Origin of the sequence: Methylobacterium platani (assembly GCF_001653715.1) — a bacterium.
GTDB lineage: Bacteria > Pseudomonadota > Alphaproteobacteria > Rhizobiales > Beijerinckiaceae > Methylobacterium > Methylobacterium platani.
The window spans coordinates 1-20,236 of record NZ_LWHQ01000005.1; the positions used below are offsets into that span (position 1 = coordinate 1).

The 20,236-nt window shown below is 70.2% G+C and carries 19 protein-coding genes; 5 read left to right on the forward strand and 14 right to left on the reverse strand.

Annotation, left to right across the window (positions count from 1 at the left end; translation table 11 throughout):
- Nucleotides 1-8: 8 nt before the first annotated feature.
- Nucleotides 9-1,337 (reverse strand): benzoate 1,2-dioxygenase large subunit, encoded by a 1,329-nt coding sequence (gene benA / locus A5481_RS01160; protein WP_048437391.1) that lies wholly within the window; start codon nucleotides 1,335-1,337, stop codon nucleotides 9-11.
- A 267-nt stretch (nucleotides 1,338-1,604) separates the two neighbouring features.
- Here benA and A5481_RS01165 point away from each other — a divergent pair, with 267 nt between their 5' ends.
- A complete protein-coding gene (locus A5481_RS01165; RefSeq protein ID WP_048437392.1) occupies nucleotides 1,605-2,513 on the forward strand; it encodes a LysR family transcriptional regulator in 909 nt (302 codons plus the stop codon).
- A gap of 7 nt (nucleotides 2,514-2,520) precedes the next feature.
- Here A5481_RS01165 and A5481_RS01170 read toward each other — a convergent pair whose 3' ends face one another.
- From A5481_RS01170 to A5481_RS01180, 3 genes are all read right to left on the reverse strand, one after another.
- Entirely contained in the window at nucleotides 2,521-2,922 is a 402-nt protein-coding gene (locus A5481_RS01170; protein ID WP_082173605.1) for a GNAT family N-acetyltransferase, read from the reverse strand.
- 53 nt (nucleotides 2,923-2,975) lie between these two features.
- Nucleotides 2,976-4,274 (reverse strand): 2-oxo acid dehydrogenase subunit E2, encoded by a 1,299-nt coding sequence (locus A5481_RS01175; protein ID WP_064503733.1) that lies wholly within the window; start codon nucleotides 4,272-4,274, stop codon nucleotides 2,976-2,978.
- A gap of 181 nt (nucleotides 4,275-4,455) precedes the next feature.
- Nucleotides 4,456-5,568: a DUF2336 domain-containing protein gene (locus A5481_RS01180; RefSeq protein WP_064503734.1), complete on the reverse strand. Its 1,113-nt coding sequence runs from the start codon at nucleotides 5,566-5,568 to the stop codon at nucleotides 4,456-4,458.
- 499 nt (nucleotides 5,569-6,067) lie between these two features.
- Between A5481_RS01180 and A5481_RS01190 the strand changes: the two genes are divergently transcribed.
- The gene (locus A5481_RS01190; RefSeq protein ID WP_048436155.1) at nucleotides 6,068-6,856 is read left to right on the forward strand and encodes a hypothetical protein; all 789 of its coding nucleotides are present in this window, start codon (nucleotides 6,068-6,070) and stop codon (nucleotides 6,854-6,856) included.
- A 17-nt stretch (nucleotides 6,857-6,873) separates the two neighbouring features.
- On the opposite strand, the gene A5481_RS01195 is transcribed toward A5481_RS01190, so the two are convergent.
- From A5481_RS01195 to A5481_RS01205, 5 genes are all read right to left on the reverse strand, one after another.
- Entirely contained in the window at nucleotides 6,874-7,455 is a 582-nt protein-coding gene (locus A5481_RS01195; protein WP_048436154.1) for a DUF1254 domain-containing protein, read from the reverse strand.
- Entirely contained in the window at nucleotides 7,452-8,144 is a 693-nt protein-coding gene (locus A5481_RS01200; RefSeq protein WP_064503735.1) for a DUF1214 domain-containing protein, read from the reverse strand. The genes A5481_RS01195 and A5481_RS01200 overlap by 4 nt, the downstream gene beginning before the upstream one ends.
- A gap of 255 nt (nucleotides 8,145-8,399) precedes the next feature.
- Nucleotides 8,400-9,056 (reverse strand): glycosyltransferase, encoded by a 657-nt coding sequence (locus A5481_RS32065; protein WP_167350090.1) that lies wholly within the window; start codon nucleotides 9,054-9,056, stop codon nucleotides 8,400-8,402.
- Between the two features lie 303 nt (nucleotides 9,057-9,359).
- On the reverse strand, nucleotides 9,360-10,346 hold the full coding sequence (locus tag A5481_RS32070) for a glycosyltransferase family 2 protein (RefSeq protein WP_082173376.1): 987 nt from the start codon (nucleotides 10,344-10,346) through the stop codon (nucleotides 9,360-9,362).
- Nucleotides 10,347-10,785: 439 nt separating this feature from the next.
- Entirely contained in the window at nucleotides 10,786-12,939 is a 2,154-nt protein-coding gene (locus A5481_RS01205; RefSeq protein WP_048436068.1) for a transglycosylase domain-containing protein, read from the reverse strand.
- A gap of 411 nt (nucleotides 12,940-13,350) precedes the next feature.
- Between A5481_RS01205 and A5481_RS01210 the strand changes: the two genes are divergently transcribed.
- Complete coding sequence (locus A5481_RS01210) at nucleotides 13,351-13,812, forward strand: YcgN family cysteine cluster protein (protein WP_245239074.1); 462 nt, start codon at nucleotides 13,351-13,353, stop codon at nucleotides 13,810-13,812.
- A 350-nt stretch (nucleotides 13,813-14,162) separates the two neighbouring features.
- Entirely contained in the window at nucleotides 14,163-15,119 is a 957-nt protein-coding gene (gene gshB, locus A5481_RS01215) for a glutathione synthase (RefSeq protein WP_048436067.1), read from the forward strand.
- Between the two features lie 24 nt (nucleotides 15,120-15,143).
- Here gshB and A5481_RS01220 read toward each other — a convergent pair whose 3' ends face one another.
- From A5481_RS01220 to A5481_RS01230, 3 genes are all read right to left on the reverse strand, one after another.
- Nucleotides 15,144-16,310, reverse strand: a complete 1,167-nt coding sequence (locus tag A5481_RS01220) for an AI-2E family transporter (protein WP_082984882.1) — start codon at nucleotides 16,308-16,310, stop codon at nucleotides 15,144-15,146.
- 88 nt (nucleotides 16,311-16,398) lie between these two features.
- A complete protein-coding gene (locus tag A5481_RS01225) occupies nucleotides 16,399-16,821 on the reverse strand; it encodes a hypothetical protein (protein WP_064503736.1) in 423 nt (140 codons plus the stop codon).
- Nucleotides 16,822-16,891: 70 nt separating this feature from the next.
- Nucleotides 16,892-17,356, reverse strand: coding sequence for a molybdenum cofactor biosynthesis protein MoaE (locus tag A5481_RS01230; RefSeq protein ID WP_064503737.1), 465 nt, complete (start codon nucleotides 17,354-17,356; stop codon nucleotides 16,892-16,894).
- Nucleotides 17,357-17,495: 139 nt separating this feature from the next.
- Here A5481_RS01230 and A5481_RS01235 point away from each other — a divergent pair, with 139 nt between their 5' ends.
- Nucleotides 17,496-18,518, forward strand: coding sequence for a gamma carbonic anhydrase family protein (locus tag A5481_RS01235; protein ID WP_048435843.1), 1,023 nt, complete (start codon nucleotides 17,496-17,498; stop codon nucleotides 18,516-18,518).
- A 273-nt stretch (nucleotides 18,519-18,791) separates the two neighbouring features.
- On the opposite strand, the gene A5481_RS01240 is transcribed toward A5481_RS01235, so the two are convergent.
- Nucleotides 18,792-19,310 carry a hypothetical protein gene (locus tag A5481_RS01240; RefSeq protein ID WP_048435844.1) on the reverse strand — a complete coding sequence of 173 codons (519 nt, stop codon included), beginning with the start codon at nucleotides 19,308-19,310 and terminating at the stop codon, nucleotides 18,792-18,794.
- A gap of 247 nt (nucleotides 19,311-19,557) precedes the next feature.
- Entirely contained in the window at nucleotides 19,558-20,136 is a 579-nt protein-coding gene (msuE, locus tag A5481_RS01245) for an FMN reductase (RefSeq protein ID WP_064503738.1), read from the reverse strand.
- Between the last annotated feature and the right edge of the window lie 100 nt (nucleotides 20,137-20,236).

Consider the following 20,236-nt stretch of genomic DNA (forward strand, 5'->3'; position numbering starts at 1 on the left):
GCGGTGCGCTACGGCAGGTGCCGCCGCATCGTGTCCATCCAGTAGCGGTGCTGGATCGCGAACAGGCCCTCGTCCTCGGTCTTGGCGCCGCTGAGCAGCGGCTCCAGCCCGATCGCCCGCGCGCCCTCGTCCGCCCCCTCGATCCAGTGGGTGGCGCCGCGGCAGAGGTCGTTCCACTGCGCCGCGCGGCCGCGATAGCCGATCTGGCAGGCGCGGAACTCCTCCAGGTCGTCGGGGGTCGCCATGCCGCTGGCGTTGAAGAAGTCCTCGTACTGGCGGATGCGCCGGGCCCGGGCGTCCGGCGCCTCGCCCTTCGGCGCGATGCAGTAGATCGTCACCTCGGTCTTATCGACGGCGATCGGCCGGTAGGTCCGGATCTGCGACGAGAACTGGTCCATCAGGTAGACGTTCGGATAGAGGCAGAGATTGCGCGAGCGGTTGATCATCCAGTCGGCCATCGCCTGGCCGTGCTGGTCGGCCAGCTCCGCCCGCCGGTCCCAGTTCGGCCGGTCCTCCGGGTTGGCCCAGGTGGTCCAGAGCAGGAGGTGGCCGTGCTCGAACGAGTAGAAGCCGCCGCCCTGCTTCGCCCAGCCGCCCGCATCCATGGCGCGGGTCTTGTCGACCACGTGCGATTCCTTGCGCCGGCTGGTGGTGGCGGCGTAGTTCCAGTGCGTCGCGCTGACGTGGTAGCCGTCGGCGCCGTTCTCGGTCTGGAGCTTCCAGTTGCCGTCGAAGACGTAGGTCGAGGCGCCGCGCAGGACCTCGAGCCCGTCCGGCGACTGGTCGACGATCATGTCGATGATCCGCGTCGCTTGGCCCAGATGCTCGGTCAGCGGCTTCACGTCGGGGTTGAGGCTGCCGAACAGGAAGCCGCGGTAGTTCTCGAACCGCGCCACCTTGGTCAGGTCGTGCGAGCCGTCGCGGTTGAAGCTCTCGGGGTAGCCGGCATTCTCCGGATCCTTGACCTTCAGGAGCTTGCCGCCGTTGCTGAAGGTCCAGCCGTGGAACGGGCAGGTGAAGGTCGCCTTGTTGCCGCGCTTGTGCCGGCACACCATCGCGCCGCGGTGGCTGCAGGCATTGACGAAGGCCTGCAGCTCGCCCTTGCGGCTGCGGGTGATCACCACCGGCTGGCGGCCCATGAAGGTGGTGAAGTAGTCATTCGGGTTCGGGATCTGGCTCTCGTGGGCCAGGTAGATCCAGTTGCCCTCGAAGATGTGCTGCATCTCCAATTCGAAGATGGCCGGATCGGTGAAGATGTCCCGCCGGCAGCGATACGTGCCGGTCTCCGGGTTCTCCTCGACCGCGCTCTCGACCACCTGATGCAGATCGTCCAGCATGATGCTCTCCCTGCCGCGCCGGCTGTTCTTGAGACGAGGAGGATCGTTGCCGGTCCACGCGCCGTGCGGGCCGGATCGGATCTCGCTCTCGTCTTGCGCAGGGTGGCGTGGTCTCGCGGGGACTGCCCCGTCCCGAGCCGCGCTGGCGCCCTGAGCGTTTCCTCTTTTTCCGGTTCTAAGGAACCGGCATAAGCAGGTCCAAGACCGATTGGGAACAAAACCATTCCTGGCAGGAATGATCGGGCGGGAATAATCGGGGAGGAATGAGTGGAGCTGCGCCACCTGCGCTACTTCGTGGCCGTCGCGCGCGAGCAGAGCTTCACCCGCGCCGCGGAGGCGATGCACGTCGCCCAGCCAGCGCTCAGCAAGCAGGTCCAGCAATTCGAGGAGGAGTTTGGCCTGGCGCTGATCGAGCGCGGCTCGCGGCCGGTGCGGCTGACCGAGCCGGGCCGGGTGATCTACGAGCAGGCGCTGCAGATCCTGGAGCGGGTCGACGACCTGCGCGAGACCGGCCGGCGCCTGCGCGTCGCCGAGCGCAACAGCTTCCGCATCGGCTTCGTCGCCTCGACGCTCTACGGGCGCCTGCCCGAGATCCTGCGCGGCTACCGGATGAAGCGCCCGGACGTCGACATGACGCTGCTCGAATTGCTGACCCTCGAGCAGATCGCGGCGCTGAAGGAGGGCCGCATCGATGTCGGCTTCGGCCGGGTCGAGATCGAGGACCCGGCGATCGAGCGCGTCCTCCTGCGCAACGAGCGCCTGATCGTCGCCGTGCCGATGGCCTGGGACGCCGCCCGCCCGCCGGGCGCCCTGAAGCTCCGCGACCTCGCCGACACGGCGCTGATCCTCTACCCGAAGAGCGCGCGGCCCAACAACGCCGACCGCATCCTGGCGCTGTTTCGCGAGCACGGCGTGCGCCCGCCGGTGATCCACGAGGTGCGCGAGCTCCAGACCGCGCTCGGCCTCGTCGCCGCGGAAGCCGGGGTCTGCGTCGTCCCCGCCTCGATCGAGCGCCTGCGCCGCGACGGCGTCGCCTACCGGCCTCTCGACGAGGAGCGGGCGCTGATCCCGGTCATCATGAGCTACCGCAAGAACGATCCCTCGCCGGAGATCGGGCTGATCCTGCAATGCGTGAAGGAGGATTACGAGCGCGAGGGGCTGCGGTTCGGGGTGTGAGGCGGGATCACCCGCCGAGCGCGGCCAGCGCCGCGCCGTCGAGCCGGAAGAACACCTTGTCGGGCTTTTGCGCTCCGCCGAGCGCCTCGTAGAAGGCGAGCAGCCGGGGCTGGCCGGCATCCGCCGTCCAGTCCACGCGCGCGAGCCCGCGGGCGAGGGCCTGCGCCGCCACCGCCCGCATCAGGGCGCGGCCGTGGCCGCCGCCGCGGTGGGGAGCGCCGACGAACAGCTCCTTCAGAAAGAGGCCGCCGGCGAGGCCCGGGCCGGGATAGATCGCCGAGAACGCCGCGAAGCCGGCGAGCGCCGCGCCCGCGTCCGCCACCAGGATCTCGGTCCCGGCCGGGCGCCCGGCCAGCGACGCCGCGATCGCGGCGCCCGGCGGGCAGGGCACGCCGTAATAGGCCTGCATCTCCTCGAACAGTCGCGCGAGGGCCGGGTGGTCGGCCTCGGCGGCCGGCCGGATCACAGCGCGCCCCGGCGCAGGTCGGTGAGCACCGCGGCGAGGTGGGAGAGGAAGCGCGCCGCCGCGGCGCCGTCCACCGCCCGGTGGTCCCAGGACAGGCTCAGGGGCAGGATCAGCCGCGGCTGGAAGGCGCTGCCGTCCCAGACCGGCTCGATGCGCGAGCGCGCCGCGCCGAGAATCGCCACCTCGGGCGCGTTGATGATCGGCGTGAAGCCGTCGCCGCCGATGCCGCCGAGGGAGGAGACCGAGAAGCCGCCGCCCTGCATCGCCGCGGGCGGGAGCGTGCCGGACCGCGCCTGCTCGGCGAGCTCACCCATCTCCTGGGCGATCTCGACGAGGCCCTTGCGGTCGCAGTCGCGCACCACCGGCACCAGCAGGCCCCGCGGCGTGTCGACCGCGAAGCCGACATGGACGGAGTCCTTCAGGATCAGGGCGTCGCCGTCGAGCGCGGCGTTGAAGCGCGGATGGGCCCGGAGCGACGCGGCGGCCGCCTTGATCAGGATCGCCACCATGGTGACCTTGTGGGCGCCCGGCCGGCCGGCCCCGTTCAGCTCGCGCCGCAGGGCCTCGGTCTCGGTGACGTCGGCATGGTCGAAATTGGTGACGTGCGGGATCGTCAGCCAGTTGCGGGTCAGCGCCTGGCCGGAGATCTGCTGGATGCGCGAAAGGGACTCGCGCCGCACCGGGCCGAACTTGGCGTGGTCGACCTGCGGCCAGGCCGGCAGCCCGGCGCCGATCCCGGAGGCCGGCGCGGGGCTCGCCGCCGGCGCCGCGGCGGGGGAGGGGACCGCCCGGGGCGAGGCGGGGGCCATCTGGCCGCGCACGAAGGCCAGCACGTCCTCGCGCAGGATGCGTCCCTGCGGGCCGGTGCCGGGGATGCCGGCGAGGTCGACGCCGAGCTCTCGCGCATAGGCGCGCACCGAGGGCGTGGCGTGGGCGTCGGACGAGGTGGGAAGCGCGGGCGCCGGGGCGGCCTGGGCCGCGGGGGCGGCTTGCGGTGCCGCCTGGGCCGCAGGGGCGGGGTTCGCAGGAGCGGCCTGGGGCGCGGCGCTCTCGCCGGAGGTGTCGACCATCAGGATCGGCGTGCCCTGCGACACCCGGGTGCCGGGGGCCACCAGGATCTCCGCCACCACGCCCGCCACCGGCGAGGGCACCTCCATGGTGGCCTTGTCGGATTCGATGCTGATCAGCAGGTCGTCGACGGCGATCCGGTCCCCCGGCTTGACCAGGATCTCGACCACCGGAACGTCCTTGAAGTCGCCGATATCGGGCAGGGCGACCGGCAGGCTGGCACTCACGAGGCTCTCCCGAGACGTTTCTCGTTGTCCCGCGGCGCGGCCGGCCCGTCGAGCAAGGCGGCGCGGCGCCCGGGACGCCGTGCCTAGCCGATTTCGCGACCGAGGGGAAACCGTCGCGCTTCCGCGACCCTGCCGGGTCTTGCGAGTGTGGGACCCTACCGAGTCTTGCGGGTCCGGGACCCTATCGGGTCTTGCGGGTCCGTTCCGGCAGGGCCGGGCGCAGGGCCGGGGCGGCGGCCGGGCGCAGGCGCGGCGAGGCCGGGCCGTGGGCCGGGCGGTGCTGCTCGGGCGTGGCGCCGCGCGCCGCCGGCTCGCTGCCGAGGATCGAGGCGACGAGGTCGCGGGCGGTGGCCGCGTCCATGGCGCGGAACAGGTCGGTGAGGGCGAACACCGCCTCGACCGAGCGGGCGATCGAGGGATCGAGGCGCAGGAAGATGAACACCGCCTCCTCCTCCGCGAGGTCGGCTGCGCGCAGCGCCAGCGCCAGCAGGTCGCGCCGCTCGGGCTCGGTGGCGCGGAAGCTCACCCCCGGCATGCCGAGGGCCTCGCCGAGCGCCGCCTCGAACCGCTCCGGCTCGCCGCGGCCGGCGAAGGCGGTCAGCGCCGCGCCGGCGGCGCGCATCCCCGCCCGCCCTTGAGGCCGCAGGGCCGCCCGGGCGGCGACGCCGTCGCGGATCGCCGCCCGGCGCTCCGGCCCGGCCTGGAGGTAGAGCGGCGCGAGGTCGACCGCCGGCAGGTCGTCGCGGGTGAGCAGCAGGGCGGCGAGGTCCGGCCGCCGGCGCGCCCGCTCCACCAGCCGTTCCAGGGCGAGGCCGGCGAGCGGCGCCGTCGCGTTGCGGGCGAGCGCCAGGTCGACCTCCGGCTCGTCGCGCCGGCTCAGGTCCTCGACCACGGCCCGGCCGAGATCGTGGCGCAGCGCGATGACCGCGTCGAGCTCCGGGCCGTTGCCGGCCGCGTCCAGCACCGTCGTCGACAGGACCGGGCTCGTCGCCAGCACCGCGTCGCGGGCACCGCCGCCATGGGCGGCGAGCAGCGCCAGCACGCTCTGGGGCGTGTCGGGAAGCGGCGCGAGCTTCTGGGCGACGATCTCGGCGGTGGCGTCGTCCACCGTCGGGATCAGGCCGCAGGCCAGGGCCTCGAAGGCCTTGATCGTCGCGACGTCCCGCACGGGTGCCGCGCGGAACAGGTCCGTCTGCACCCGCAGCAGGACCGGTTTCAGGTCGAGACTCCGGTCTCGCGCGAGGTCGAGGAGGCCGGAGAGGTCCGGCGGAGCGTCGGCGGCGGAGCGGGCCATGGGCGATCGGGTACGCAGGACATGAAGGCGACCCCGACAATGCGAGGGCTCGCGTAAAGCGACGCTTAAGCCTGCGGGCACGGCCCCGGCCCCGGCCTGGGGACAGCGGGGATGACGCACCGCTCCGGTCACCGATGGTTTACGCCGCAAGGTCCGTTCCCCCTCGGGCGACGCCCTTTGGAAACATTCCGTTAACCATGCGCGTGGTTTGGTCGATTCCGCGAGGCCGCGAATGGCGGCGGTCCCGGAGGGACAGGCGGAGGCGGGAGAGGACACATGGTCGGCCTACAGCGACGTCCCTCGGCGGACATCATCGCGTTCCGGACGGCGCGCCGGCCCCGGGCCGATGACGCCCCGGCCGATTTTCCCGACACCGATGCGGTCCGCGGCACGATTCTGCTGTTCACGGGAGTGCGCTATGAGAGGCTGCCCGATCCCGCCGAGCCGGCCCGCCCCGCCTCGGAGCGGCGCTGCCGGGGCTGAGCCCGTGCGCTCCTCCGTGTCGCGCTCCCTGCATCTCCGGATTCCCGGCCGTACCCTGCTGCTCGCCCTGCCCCTGGTGGCGGCCTGCGCCCAGCAGGGCGATTTCGGCCGTCCGGCCCCGACCGCCTGGAACAGCCTGATCGACGCCGCCGGCACGCTCGCCGCCCACGAGCGCGGCGAGCCGGCCTCGCCGTTTCCCTTCACGGAGGACGAGCGGGCGCTGCGCGACCGGGCCTGGCGCTTCCTGATGCCCGCGCGCGAGCGCGGCGTCTTCGAGGCCGCCCTCGACAACCTCACCCGCGCCCGGGTGCTGCCCGTCGGCTGGCGCCTCTCCGACCCTTCCGCCTATTACGAGGCGATCACCGCCGGGCCGTTCCGCTCCCCGGTCTCGCGCTACCGGCGCCTCTCCGACGACCTGGTGGCGGACGGGCGCCTGATCCCGGCCTTCGCCGAGACGGCGGCCCGGGTGGTGCGCGCCGACCTGACGCGGCTGCAGAGCCTGCCTTTCATCACGACTCTCGACGACCGCGACGTGCGCAGCGCCGCGATGCGGGTGGCCGAGAACCGCTGCCTCATCGCCTGGGTGCGCCTGGAGACCGGGGCGCGCTCCGCCTCCTACCGCTACGCCCTCGAGCACCTGCTGGTGGCCGCCCCCGAGGAGGAGGCGGTGGCGAGCGAACGGGCGCTGGCCTTCCTCGATTCGCGCCGCACCCTGCTCGCGCCGCTGCTGCCGGCCGATGCCGAGATCCGCTGCGGCCTCGTCCCGCCGGGGCCCGGCGAGGCGGTGCTGGTGCGCAAGGGGTAAGGGGTCGGGGGTGTCCCCTACTCGTCCGGCCCGTCGATGGTGCAGGAGACCGAGCGGGCGGCCTCGTTGGCCTGGGCCTGCTGGCTCGGCAGGCCGGCGAGCACCCGCACGCTGACGAAGCCCTCGCGGCTCGGCGCGACGATGCGCACGTCGCGGTTGCGCTCGTCCTCGTCGGCGGTGGCGAGCGCCTCGTCGAACTGGCGCTTGGTCATGACGACGAGCTCGACGGTGCCGCGCAGGGCGGCCTGGTCGGTGATGGCGTAGTAGGCGCCGTTGCGCCCGTGCAGCGCGATCGTCTCGAGGAGCGGCCCGGTCTCGGCGGTGATCCGCACCGGGCCGTCGTCGAGGTCGTAGGCGCAGACGCCTACCGCCGCCGCCGGGTCCTGCCGCCGCAGCCAGCCTTCGGCCGGCTCGACGGGACCGCCGGTCTCGGCAGCGTGGACCAGCACCGAGGTGTCGTTGGCGAGCGTGGCGCGCGAGCGGGCGAAGGCGTCGCCGGTGGCGAGGTAGGGGATCGCCAGCACCGTCGCGACGTGGACGAGCCCGGCGAGCACGAGCCCGCACAGGGTGGCGAGGAGGAAGCGGCCGAGCGGCGTCACGGGCAATCCTCCCGGGTGATCGAGGGTACGCCCTCGCGCTCGAGCACGCCCGTGCTCGCCGCCACCGGCGTGTCGTAGAGGCGCAGCACCAGCCGGACCGAGCCCTCGCCCGCCGGCATCGGCAGCCAGTTGCCGGGCTGCACGGTCGGGCTCAGGGCGACGGCGAAGCGCCCGTCGCGGTCGCGCAGCACCTCGGTCGAGGTGAAGCCGGTGCGCGGCGGCGGGGCGGCGCCGGCTCGAGGGGCGGGCTTCGGGCGGCGGCTGCTCTCCACCGTCAGGGTCCAGGCCCGCGCCGGCGGGGTGGCGCCGGCGATGCGGTAGCGGCAGGACGGATCGAGCCGCCGCCCGGCATCGTCGGTGATCGCCGTGAGGAGCAGCCCCTCGCCGAGCGCCAGCGGGATCTCGCCGGTGCGGGCATGGATCGCCCGCACGTAGGGGTCGGCGTCGCGCGAGCCGATCTTCGGCCAGGCGGTCCAGGCGTTGAGGGCGACGCCCCCGAACGGGTAGCGCCCCCGCGTCGCCCAGTTGGCGGAGGCCAGCCCCAGGACCGCCCCGAGGCCGAGGGCGTAGAGCACGAGCCCCACGGTCCCGAGCCGGCGCGGGCGCGCGAGCCGCCGCAGGAGGCGGGGCAGGGGCCGGCGGGACGCGGCGCGCCCGGGGGGCGGAGGGACGAGTGTCTCGGTCGGCATCGTGGGGCGTGTCTAGCCCAGGTCGGGCCGGGGCCGAACGGGTATTTTGCGGAGGCATCGCAGAATCGAAAGCCGCACGAGGCTGATCGTGCTGCTAAGCGAAGCCCTCGCATTCCGCGATGCGTGCTGCCTGACCGTTCTGGGGTTCGTGCCTCACGTTCGATGCGTGGTGGAGGTATCGGGGGCAATCGAGGGCGTCTGCCTGACCGGCTTGCTGATGCTCACAGGTCGGGCCGGTTCTGGAATCTAAGATAATTATTTTAAAAAGAATCTCTCGTGCGTTTGGCGTTCACTCCAGTGCCCTCCGGGTTTGCGATAGCTGTAGTGGGACGCAATTTCGAATCCGGATTGACGATTATCTTTCATGAAGTGCAAAAATATTGTTTTCTCAAATTCAGGTTTTAGCTTGGGGCGAGATTCTGTTTCTTCAAAGAAAGACTGCAGAAATGTATAAGTTCCAGTCAGGCCGAACAGACTGTACGGAACATAATCAGGGGTGCTCTGTTCTTTCTGCCATTGATGCTCAATGTTGTCGATAATTCGGTTGATGAGAGGATCGAGTTCAGGGGCGTGTTTCCTTGCAGCGATGGCGCCATTCATTAAATCAAAATCGGTCGGCTTTTGTATCAACCATCCCTTGCCAAATAATATAACGTTATATTCGAAAATTTTATCAAGTGTTACGAGAAGATCACTTGGAGCTGTAGGTCCCATATGCGCGTCGAGGTAAAAACCGCCGAACTCACGCAGTAAAATTAAGCGAGCAATATCCGATTTTGCCGACGGAAGTCTAATTAATTTATAAATTTGGACAAAATTTTGAGGAAGCAGCGGGATGACATCTTCGTCAGTAAAAACTCTGAACTCAGGAAAAATTTCTCTCCAGGCCGCCGCGGCCGGCGCCGTGCTCACCTCGTTGCTTGTCCAGTACATAAACGGCATCTAATCTGCCTATTCGTTCGCCGAGTTGATGGACGCAACGATACTCGCTCGGCTTCGGCGCGTCCATATGCCGGCATCTCGGTCCTCCGATGGAGTGTCGCGCGGCAATCAGACCGCTGGCGCTACCGTATCCGTCCATGCAGCGACCGTTTCGATGTCGAACATCGATGATTCGGACCATGTCGTCGAACGCCTAAGGCGTTGGCTGGATCGAGTGACGAAGAGGCAGGCTGCCGGCCTGCACCGCAAGCCGGCTCTCGCCATGTAATTTCGTTAGGTGAGTTTGGTGATACGTGTCTCGATGGCTTCCGAGTAAGATCGCGCTTCGGGCACCGCCTGAATCATTTGCCCGTATCGCGAGGAGAGCTCGCTCAGATGACCGACCAGCGCTTTCACAGCGCTCATCTCGGGGTCGTTGGCTGGGGTATATCTCAGCTCGCCGCCTCGGTAGCGCATCGGATCGTGGACGAGATGTGACCCTTCGTTCTTCCGGGTCAGGAACCACTCCGAACGCAGCAGGTCCTGTGGGCGATCGCGTATCGTTTCAAAGGGCCCCCTGTAATGCGCGGAGAATCCCTGTTGTACCATATCGGGGCCGGCGGCCAGCACCTTCGACCAGCCGCGGACGACTTTCGTGACGTATTGCGCTGGGCCTCTCTCGCCGAAATGGCAGATCCACAAATTAGGTTCAATTTTAATGGCGCCTCCGCTCCCGTCGGGAAGGATGACGACGTGCTGGCCTTCGGAGATCAGCCCGCCTACATCGCGCAGACGTTTGCTGACGAGAACCTTGAAGTCATGGTAATCTTTGTTCCGATGGACCATCCGTCTCGGTACAAGATTTTCCGATGTTTTGTCGGTGCGTGTATAATTATAATGAACCCATGGTGCTTGAACGGCAACAACGTGGCTCTGAGAGGAGTCTAGATCTCTTAGATAGCTCGACAATCCTCCAGCCAAGCGAGAGTCGTCGTAGAATTCGTCACCATCCAGGCAGGCGACCCAATCGGCGCCATGATTGTCGAGAGCTTCGTTAAAGAGCCAGTTATTGAGATTTCTTTCCGAAAAACAAATGGAATTCGTGCTATAAATCGATAAATTCAAACCTTCATTGTGAAGATTTTTCATTATTTCCAGCGTACCATCCCGGCTGCCGTTATCGAGAACAACATGATGGTCAACGAATGTTGCGGTATGTCGCAGGAAAGCCTCAATAATATCAGCTTCGTCTAATATTCGGCTGACCGCTACAATGCGCATACCACGTCCCCCAAAATCGATCGGCATTTAGAATGAAGGGGCTGCCGATATCAACCCTCCTACCCTTGTGCCTTCACTACGACGCGAAAGCGTCCGGCCCGTCAACGCGATCGAACGGGTCCAGCTCGACGCCACTGCGGTATCGTGCCGTCGTCTCGACAAGCCGGGTGGCAGGTCGATGCCGTGAGGGCCGGATTGCTTCCGTAACCGCGTGCGGCCGGATGACGTGAGAGAGGGTCTGATCGCCCTGCCGGCTTATCCGAGGATTCGGTCTCGGGATTGCACGGCGCAAGTCCATCTGTCGCCGTTCCCGGCCGCCCGCCATGGCTGCATGGCTGAGACCGCTCGGCGGATCGCATGTCCTTGCTTTGGCGCGAACTCCACCGACGGGAGACTGCGAAAATCCAAGGTTGTGATGTCCAGGGGCCAGGGGCAGGCCTCACGGCACCCCGACCTGCCCGCCGACCGCATTGAACGCCGCCCGCCCCGGCACCGGGCTCTCGACCGAGCGGAACAGGTGGCCGAGGCCCCCCAGCACCTCGAAGGAGCGGCGCGACAGGGCGCCGGCCGGTGCCCCGGGGGGCGGCGCGGTCGGGGCGGGGCCCTGCGCGGTCCGGGCGCCGGCCTTGTCGGACTCGAAGCCCGGCAGGGGCTTGATCTCGATGCCCTGGTGGGCCGGGGCCATCACCTCGTGGAAGGTGATCGCCGGCAGCGAGCCGCCGGTGAGGTTCTTGGTCGAGGAATGGTCGTCGTTGCCGTACCAGACCGCGGTCACGAGGTTGCCGGTGAAGCCGACGAACCAGGCGTCGCGGTAGGCGTTGGTGGTGCCCGACTTGCCGGCGGTGCGAACCCCCTCGATCGCCGCCTTGCGGCCGGTGCCCTCGTCGACGACCTTGTTGAGCATGAAGTTCATGTCGGCGACGACGCGGGTCGAGAGCACCTGCTCGGGGGGCGCCTCGCTGGTGTCGTGGCGGTAGATCACCTCGCCGGCGCCGGTGCGGATCTCGGTCGCCGCGTAGGGCCTGGCCTGCCGGCCGCCGTTGGCGAAGACCGAGTAGCCGGCGGCCTGGTCGAGCACGGTCACCTCGGCCGAGCCGATCGGCAGCGAGACCGAATCGACGAGGTTCGAGGTGACGCCCATCTTGTGGGCGAGCGCGATGATCTTGGCCCGGCCGAGCTTGGCCGCGCGGGCGTCGTGGGTCTCGCCGAGCTGCTTGCCCATGGCGATCGAGAACTGCACCGGGATGGTGTTGATCGATTTCGCCACCGCGACCCAGAGCGGCACCGTGCCGGCGAAGGAGCGGCCGTAATTCGCCGGGCACCAGTTGCCGATGCAGACTGGCCGGTCGACCACCTTGCTCTCGGGCCGCCACTGCCCGGTGGCGAGCGCCGCCGCGTAGACGTAGGGCTTGAACGACGAGCCGGGCTGGCGCAGCGCGTCGGTGGCGCGGTTGAACTGGCTCTGGCCGTAATCGGCCCCGCCGACCATCGCCCGCACCGCCCCGTCCGGGTCCATGGTCACGAGGGCCGCCTGCTCGACGTCGAAGGCGTCGCCGAACTGGCGCAGCACGTTCTCCACCGCCTGGTCGGCCCGTTTCTGGATCGCGAGGTCGAGCGGGGTCTTCACGACCAGCACCCGCTCCTTCTTCAGCTTGCCCTCGTCGGCGAGCTTCTTGATCTCGTTGAAGGCCCAGTCGAGGTAGTAGTCGGCGCTGATGTCGCGCGAGCGCGTCACCGGGGTCGCCGGGTTGCGCAGGGCCGACTGGATCTGGCCCTCGGTCAGGTAGCCGGCCTCGACCATGTTGTGCAGCACGTCGGCCGCCCGGGCGCGCGCCGCCGGCAGGTTGACGTGCGGGGCGTACTTCGTCGGCGCCTTGAACAGGCCGGCCAGCATCGCGGCTTCCGGCAGGGTGATGTCCTTGAGGTTCTTGCCGAAATAGTAATCCGCCGCCGCCGCCGCCCCGAAGGTGCCGCCGCCCATGTAGGCGCGGTCGAGGTAGAGCTTCAGGATCTCGTTCTTGGTCAGGTGGCATTCGAGCCAGAGCGCCAGGAACGCCTCGTTGACCTTGCGCTCGAGCGAGCGCTCGTTCGACAGGAACAGGTTCTTGGCGAGCTGCTGGGTCAGCGACGAGCCGCCCTGGACGTGGCCACCGCCCCGCGCATTCACCGTGACGGCGCGCAGCGTCCCGATCGGGTCGATGCCCCAATGCTCGTAGAAGCGCCGGTCCTCGGTCGAGATCAGCGCCTTGATCAGGATGTCGGGAAACTCGTCGATGCGCAGCGAGTCGTCGTGCTTGATGCCGCGCCGCCCGACCTCGGTGCCGTAGCGGTCGAGGAAGGTCACGGCGAGGTCCGGGGCCTTCAGCCAGTTCTCGCTGGTCTGGTTGAAGGCGGGCTGGGCGAGGGTCAGCATCACCACGCCGCCGGCGAGCCCGAGCGTCACCGCCTCGCTCGCGAGGTCGAGGGCGACGCGCTTGGCGCCCCGGGTGCGGAAGCGCCGCTGGACGCCCTCGGAGAACCGGCCATAGGCCTCGCCGAAGGAGCGGCCGCCGCTGTAGAGGCCGTCGTTCAGCCAGGCGTCGAAGCCGAGCATCCCGCGCGACAGGCGGGTCCGGAGCCGGGTCGGCCGGTCGGTGGGCGGGGTCTCGGGCCGATCGTCGGGCACTGCGGCGGGTCCTCGGGTGGCGCGATGTCGGGTCTAGCAAACCTCGCATCGTAGCGCGAGGCGGTGCGGCCGTCGCAGGCCTCCGCGGCCTATATGGGGCGCCCGCGCACCGACACGACGTCGCAGGATTGCGCAGGCGCCGCCGGCCGCGCTTGCCCCCGGCCCCCGCCCGCGGCACAGGGTAAGGGCATTCCCGCCCGTCGATCCCTCACAGGCGCCGCCGATCCGGCGCCCCGAAGGCCTGAAGCACCCGTGGCCAAAGCCCGCAGCAAGACCCCGCGCCCGCCCGTCTCCCTCAAGGCCGCGACCCCGTTCTGGCGCGAGAAGACCCTGGAGGCGATGACTCTGCAGGAATGGGAGAGCCTGTGCGACGGCTGCGGCCGCTGCTGCCTGCTCAAGCTCGAGGACGAGGATTCGGGCGAGATCCACTACACCGACATCGGCTGCACGCTGCTCGACGCCGGCACCTGCCGCTGCCGCGACTACGCGCGGCGCCAGCGCAAGGTGCCCGACTGCGTCCGCCTGACGCCCGAGGCGGTGCGCAGCCTGCCGTGGCTGCCGCCGACCTGCGGCTACCGCCTGGTGCGCGACGGGCACGACCTGCCCTGGTGGCACCCGCTCGTCTCGGGAACCCGCGCGACCGTGCACGAGGCCGGCATCTCGGTCCGCGGGCGCGTCAGCGGCACCGAGGAGGAGTTCGAGACCGAGGAGCTGCCGGACCGCATCGTCGACTGGCCGGGCCGCGATCCCGAGGCCGGCGATACCGAGAGCCGGGATCGCGACCCGCAATCGGGTCGATGATACTCGCCCGGAGTTTTTGAGGAACGGGTCCGGGCCCCCCGGCGTTGCCCGGCCGTGCGTCAGGCGTTCCGCCCCGCACGCTCGTTCCGCCCGCCCCAGGCGCAGCCGCGGTCATTTGGCCGACGGGGGGCACTTGGCCGGCGACGGTCACTTGGCCGGCGAGACCCCGATCGGCGTCGCTCGCTGCGTTGGCACGCGACTTGCGATGCCCTCCCAGGCCCTCATGGGCGTTTCCTCCCTCGACTTGGGGCCCCGCCGCACCCGCTGCGCGCGGGGCCCTCCTTCGTCCCGGGCCGTTGCCATCGGGCGCGGGCCGCCCGATAACCCGGGCGACCGGAGATACCCCCGACATGGCCCTCACCGTCGCGGTCCAGATGGACCCGATCCAGGCGATCCGCATCGCCGGCGACACCACCTTCGCGCTGCTGCTGGAGGCTCAGAGCCGCGGCCACACGCTCCTGCACTACACGCCCGACCGGCTCTCGATGCGCGACGGGCGCGTCACCGCCCGGGTCGAGCCGCTGCGGGTGCAGGACGTCGAGGGCGATCACGCGGCCCTCGGCGCCCAGGAGCGGGTCAACCTCGCCGAGGTCGACGTGGTGCTGATGCGCCAGGACCCGCCCTTCGACCTCGCCTACATCACGGCGACGCACCTGCTCGAGCGGATCCACCCGCAGACGCTGGTGGTGAACAATCCCTTCGAGGTGCGCAACGCCCCCGAGAAGCTGTTCGTCACCGCCTATCCCGAGCTGATGCCCCCGACCCTGATCACCCGCGACAAGCGGGAGATCGAGGAGTTCCGCGCCGAGCACGGCGCCGTGGTGATGAAGCCGCTGCACGGGCATGGCGGCGCCGCGGTGCTGCGGGTGCTGCCCGACGACCCGAATTTCGGCTCGATGTTCGACCTGTTCTCGGTCACCTTCCGCGAGCCCTGGGTGGTGCAGCGCTTCCTGCCGCGGATCACCGAGGGCGACAAGCGCATCATCCTGGTCGACGGCGAGCCTCTCGGGGCCGTCAACCGGGTGCCGGCGGCCAACGACATCCGCTCCAACATGGTGCGGGGCGGCACCGGCGGGGCCACCGCGCTCACCCCGCGCGAGCAGGAGATCTGCGCGGCGATCGGCCCGGAGCTGCGCCGCCGCGGCCTGATCCTCGTCGGCATCGACGTAATCGACGGCAACCTGACCGAGATCAACGTCACCTCGCCGACCGGCATCCGGGCGATCAAGCGCCTCGGCGGCCCCGACCTCGCGGGCCCGGTCTGGGACGCGATCGAGGCCAAGGTGACGAAACCGCAGAGCGCCTGACGCCACCCGGAGGGGGAGGGCGCTTCAGCCCGCATCCTCCCCCAGCGTGTCCTCGATGTAGAGCCGGTCGAGCAGCACCTTGGCGACCGCCATCAGCGGGAGCGCCAGGGCGACGCCCCAGAGGCCGAACAGCACGCCGAGCAGGATCTGGCCGGCGAACAGGGTGGCGGGCGGGATGTCGAGCGCGCGCTTCTGCACGAACGGCGTCAGCACGTAGCTCTCCAGCGTCTGCACCAGCAGGTAGACGCACAGGCCCGCGACCACCCCCTTGAGCCCCGAGGCCAGGGAGGCGAGCACGATGATGATGCCGGCGACCAGCGCCCCGATGGTCGGGATGAAGCAGAGCAGTCCGGCCTGGAGCCCGAGCACCAGGGCGCCGTCGATGCCGACCAGGGTCAGCCCGAGCCAGACGCAGACGAAGATCGCCGCCATCACCACGAGCTGCCCGAACAGCCAGTGGCGCAGGGTGATGCCGATGTCGTCGGCGACCGAGGCCGCATGGGTGCGGTGGCGCGAGGGCACGAAGCGCAGGAGCCCGTCGCGGTAGGTCCGCGGCTCGGCCGCCACGAACAGGCCGAGCACCACCACGATGAACACGTTGCCGATGGCGCCGAACACCGCCAGCGCCACCGTCGAGGCCTGGCCGAGCACGCTGCCGGCGCCCGACAGGAGCGTGCCGGGGCTCGGCAGGCCGCCGGCCTTCGGGGCGGCCGGGGCCTCCGCGCCCGCCTCGCCGCCGGTGCTCTCGCCGCCTTGCGCCGCCGCGTCCTTGAGCTTGCCGAAATCGAGGAAGCGGGTGTCGATCCCGCGGGCGTCGAGCCAGGACTTCACGGTGCCGGATTGCTGGCGCAGCGTCTGGCCCAGCCGCGCCGCCTGGTCGGCCACGGTGGCCCCGCCGAGCCCGACCATGCCGAGCACCAGCACCGTGAGCAGCAGGCTGACGATCGCGAGCCGGAACCCGTGCCCGAGGGGGACGACGCGGCCGAGATAATGCGTCAGCCCGTCGAGGAAGACCGCGAACAGGATCCCGGCGAAGATCAGGAGCAGCGTGTCGGCCGAGCGCCAGGCCAGCAGCATCAGGGCCGTGAACACCACCACGGCGATGCCCGCGAGGACGAGCGAGCGGGTACTGCCCCAGGCCGGTCGGGCGGTGTCGGGGCGGGGGCCGGCCTGGGGTGGGGAAACGGGCATGTCCGATGATCTCTTCCGCCGGCGGTGCGGCCCGCCTCGAAGCCGGAGAGATAGCCGCGCGCGGCCGTTCGGCGATCCCGTCGTCCTCTCAAGCCTCCTCGCGCCGGCGCCGCACGCCGGCGAGCACGGCGGGATGGGCGGAGGTCGTCCAGGCGGGGCCCGCCTCCGGCGGGTCGACGGCGATGGGCTTGGGCAGGGCGAGCGTCGGGGCCGGGCGCCGGGGCGTCCAGTCCTTCACCTCCCACTCCTTGACCTCGACGACCTCGACCGGCTGCAGCCGCGGCGGCTGCGGCGGCACCTTCCGGCGCGCCGGCTGGGCCGGGCGGCCGCCGAACATCCGCAGCAGCGCCCAGCCGGCGAGTCCGCCCCAGGCGAGGAGCACGCCTCCCGGCGTCGGCCGCTCGGAGAGCAGGATGGTTCCGAGCCCGATCAACGCGCAGGCCATCGCGAGGGTGCGCGCGCTGAGCGGGTCGAAGGGAAGCGGATCGGGCGGGCGGTGATCGCGGAGCATGAGGCGATCCTGCCGCAGGCCGGTCAGCGATTCGTCAGCCCGATCGCTCGAATTCGCGGTAATCCCCGTTTCACACGCCCGACCAGCGCGCCGCCGCCGCCGCGTCGTGCTCCGTCGCGTCGACCCAGCCGCCGAGGCTGCCGTCGGCGCGGTGCTCGCGCTTCCAGAACGGCGCGCGGGTCTTGAGGTAGTCCATCAGGAAGCTCGCGGCCTCGAAGGCGGCGGTGCGGTGGGCCGAGGCCGCGAGCACCAGCACGATGCCCTCGCCCGGGCGGACGAGGCCATGGCGGTGGATCGCCACCGCGCCCTGGAGCGGCCAGCGCGCGGCGGCCTCCGCGAGCACCCGGCCGATCTCGGCCTCGGCCATGCCGGGATAATGCTCGAGCTCGAGGGCGGCGAGCCGCCCGTCCTCGTCGCGGCACAGGCCGGTGAAGCTCACGATGGCGCCCGCCCGCCCGCCGAGCTCCGCCGTGAGGGCGGCGATCTCGGCCGCGACGTCGAAGGGCTCGGGCTGGATCGAGAGGCGGGGCGTCATGGCGGGTCCGGGCTGCGCGGGGGTGGCCCGCCTCTTACCACGAACGGTCCGCGCGGGGATCCGGGGCTGGCCGCGGCCGCGGATCGGCGTAGATGTGAGGACCAGGAACGGCCGAACGCGGCCGGACGGAGGACCGCCCGTGACCCCAGACCTCCTCCTCTCCTTCGACGACACCGATCCGACCTTCGCGGCCCGGCCGGTCTGGTGCGGCCGCGGCAGCGCGGTGATCGGGCGCGCGAGCCTCGGGGCCCAGGCCTGGCTCGGCGACGACTCGGTGATCCGCGCCGACGGCCACGACATCGTGGTCGGCGACCGGTTCTGGCTCGGCGCCCGCTCGACCCTGCACATCGCCGCGGAGGTCTATCCGTGCATCGTCGGCGACCGGGTCACGGTCGGCCGCGACGCGGTGGTGCATGCCTGCACGGTCGGCGACGAGTGCGTGATCGAGGATGCGTGCGTCGTGCTCGACGGGTCGCTGATCGAGGACCGCGTGCTGCTCGAGGCCGGCAGCACGGTGTTTCCGCGCACCACCCTGCCGGCGGGCCATGTATGCGCCGGCAGCCCGGCCCGGCCGGTGCGGGCGCTCGAGCCCGGCGAGCTGGCCGAGCGCGCCGAGCGCCTGCGCGAGGCCGCGGCCAGCGAGTCCGCTCCGGGCGCGGGCGACGACCTCGTGCCGGACCCGGCGGTGTTCGTCGCCCGCACCGCGCGGCTGCGCGGCCGGGTCAGCCTCGCCGCGGGGGCGAGCGTGTTCTTCTCCTGCGTCCTCGACGCGGCGGCGGGCCCGATCGTGATCGGGCCCAACGTGAACGTGCAGGACAATTGCGCGCTCCACACCCGGGGCGAGGGGCTGGTGATCGAGCGCGACACCACCCTCGGCCACAACGTGCGCGCCGCCGACGGCCGCATCGGCCCGAACACCCTCATCGGCATGGGGGCCATGCTCGGCCCCGGCACGGTGGTGGAGGGCGACGTGCTCCTCGCCGCCGGCAGCGCCACCGATCCCGGGCAGGTGCTAGGTTCCGGCTGGCTCTGGGGCGGCCGCCCGGCCCGGCCCCTGTCGCGCCTCGACGCGGAGCGCCGCGCGACGATGGCCCGCACGGTGGCGGGCTATGCGGCGTATGGGCGGGCGTATCGCCGATTGCAGGGGCGGGTCCAGGGATAGTGGAAAATGGGGGAAGGTCAGGGGCCGGACCCGATCGGCTTGGCTGACGGGACTGGCTGCGGAGTGCCCGGCCTGAGCGGAAAACCCCCTCGAGCCCCGTTTCCGCACATGGCATCAATCCGACAGGGTTTGTCGCATACTGCCTATGACGGAGGCCGGCGTGCGGCTGGATTGGCTGGGCCTTTGTCGGAAAGCACATGTTTTCCGTGCACTTGAGCTGATGTGCGGAACGACCGCATGGGGTGGGAAGCGGACGGTGGCTCTATCTGTCGATCAAATCCGGACGATCCCACACCGCGTGATCCAGTGCTGCGGTAAGACGTTTGCCCCCACGTTCGGCGGCACCACGAAGAATGCCATCTTCCGATAGCTCCAGGCGTAGGGCGTGCATCCCTTGAGCGCCACCGTGTGCAAGAAAAACTGGAATTCCGAAGGGGCCTCGCGGATGGATGTAAAGAAGGATTGCTCTTCGACCTCGTCCGCGCCGAAGGCGAGAACCGCGCGATGCCTGATCCCGTCCGTGTGGTGACCTACGACCGCGGTTGGCAGGAGAACGGCAAGGATCACGAACACCAAAGGCCGGAGGAGAGCCGTGACGGTGTTTTTGAGGGGTCTCGCGAAGATCAAGGCCGATGCCGCGACGCAGAGGAGAGCGATCACCCGCCAGTGAGGGACGCCGAGCCTATCTGACCAGAATGTGGCGAAGGCGATCGGTTGCAACGGATTGCCGAACAGCACCGCCGTCACCAAAACATAGGCGAGTGCGGCCAGCAGAAGCCTTGCGATGAGCATTTTGAGCCGGTTTCGCTGAAGCGTTGCCTGTAGCAGAAGGCGCTATCGCGCGCGTCACCTACGTGTCCGTTTGGGGTCGCCCGCAGACCCATGAAGCGCTCGTCAGCGTCAGGCGTCATCCAACATGCCCGACTGGCCATCTTGGATGACGGAAAACACCTGTTTTCCGCACAACTGCGCATGAAACGCGACGGTCCGAAGGGGGCGCGAACGGACCCCCGACAGCCGAATCGAGCATGCCCCGGTCTTAAAGCCCCGCCGCCGCCCGCCCGCCCGCCGCGCGCCGGGCCGCCTCGGCCACGTCGAGGAGATGGGCGAGTTCGCTCGCCGCCGCCGCCACCCGCTCGGCGACCCGTTCGTCGGTGACGAGTCCGTCCTCGATCTCCGCCTCGCCGGCATAGACCGCGGTCGGCGCGACGTGGGCGGTGAAGAAGCCGAAGAGCGGGCGCAGCTGGTGCTCGACCATCAGGGCGTGGCGCGGGCCGCCGCCGGTGGCGGTGAGCGCCACCGGCTTGCCGGCCAGCGCCGCGGGGTCGAGGAAGTCGATCACGTGCTTGAACAGCCCCGAATACGAGCCGTTATGCACCGGCGAGCCGACGATCAGCCCGTCCGACGCCTCGATCGCCTCGATCATGTGGGCGATCGGCAGCGGCAGGGCCTCGCGGGCGGTGGCGCCCAGCCCCGTGCCGATCTCGGCGAGGTCGTAGACCTTCAGGTCGATCGGGCGCCGGCGCCCGAGCTCGGCCGCGACCGCCTCCACCAGCGCGCGGGTCCGGGAGGGGCGGCGGACGTTGCCCGAGAAGGCGACGATGCGGGCTGGTCTCACGGCGGGCTCCGGTTGGCGGGACGATCCTGGCACGGTCGAGGGGCTTTCGGGGAAGGTCCCGGGCCGGTCGCGTCGACCTCGAATGTGCCGCGCACGCGCG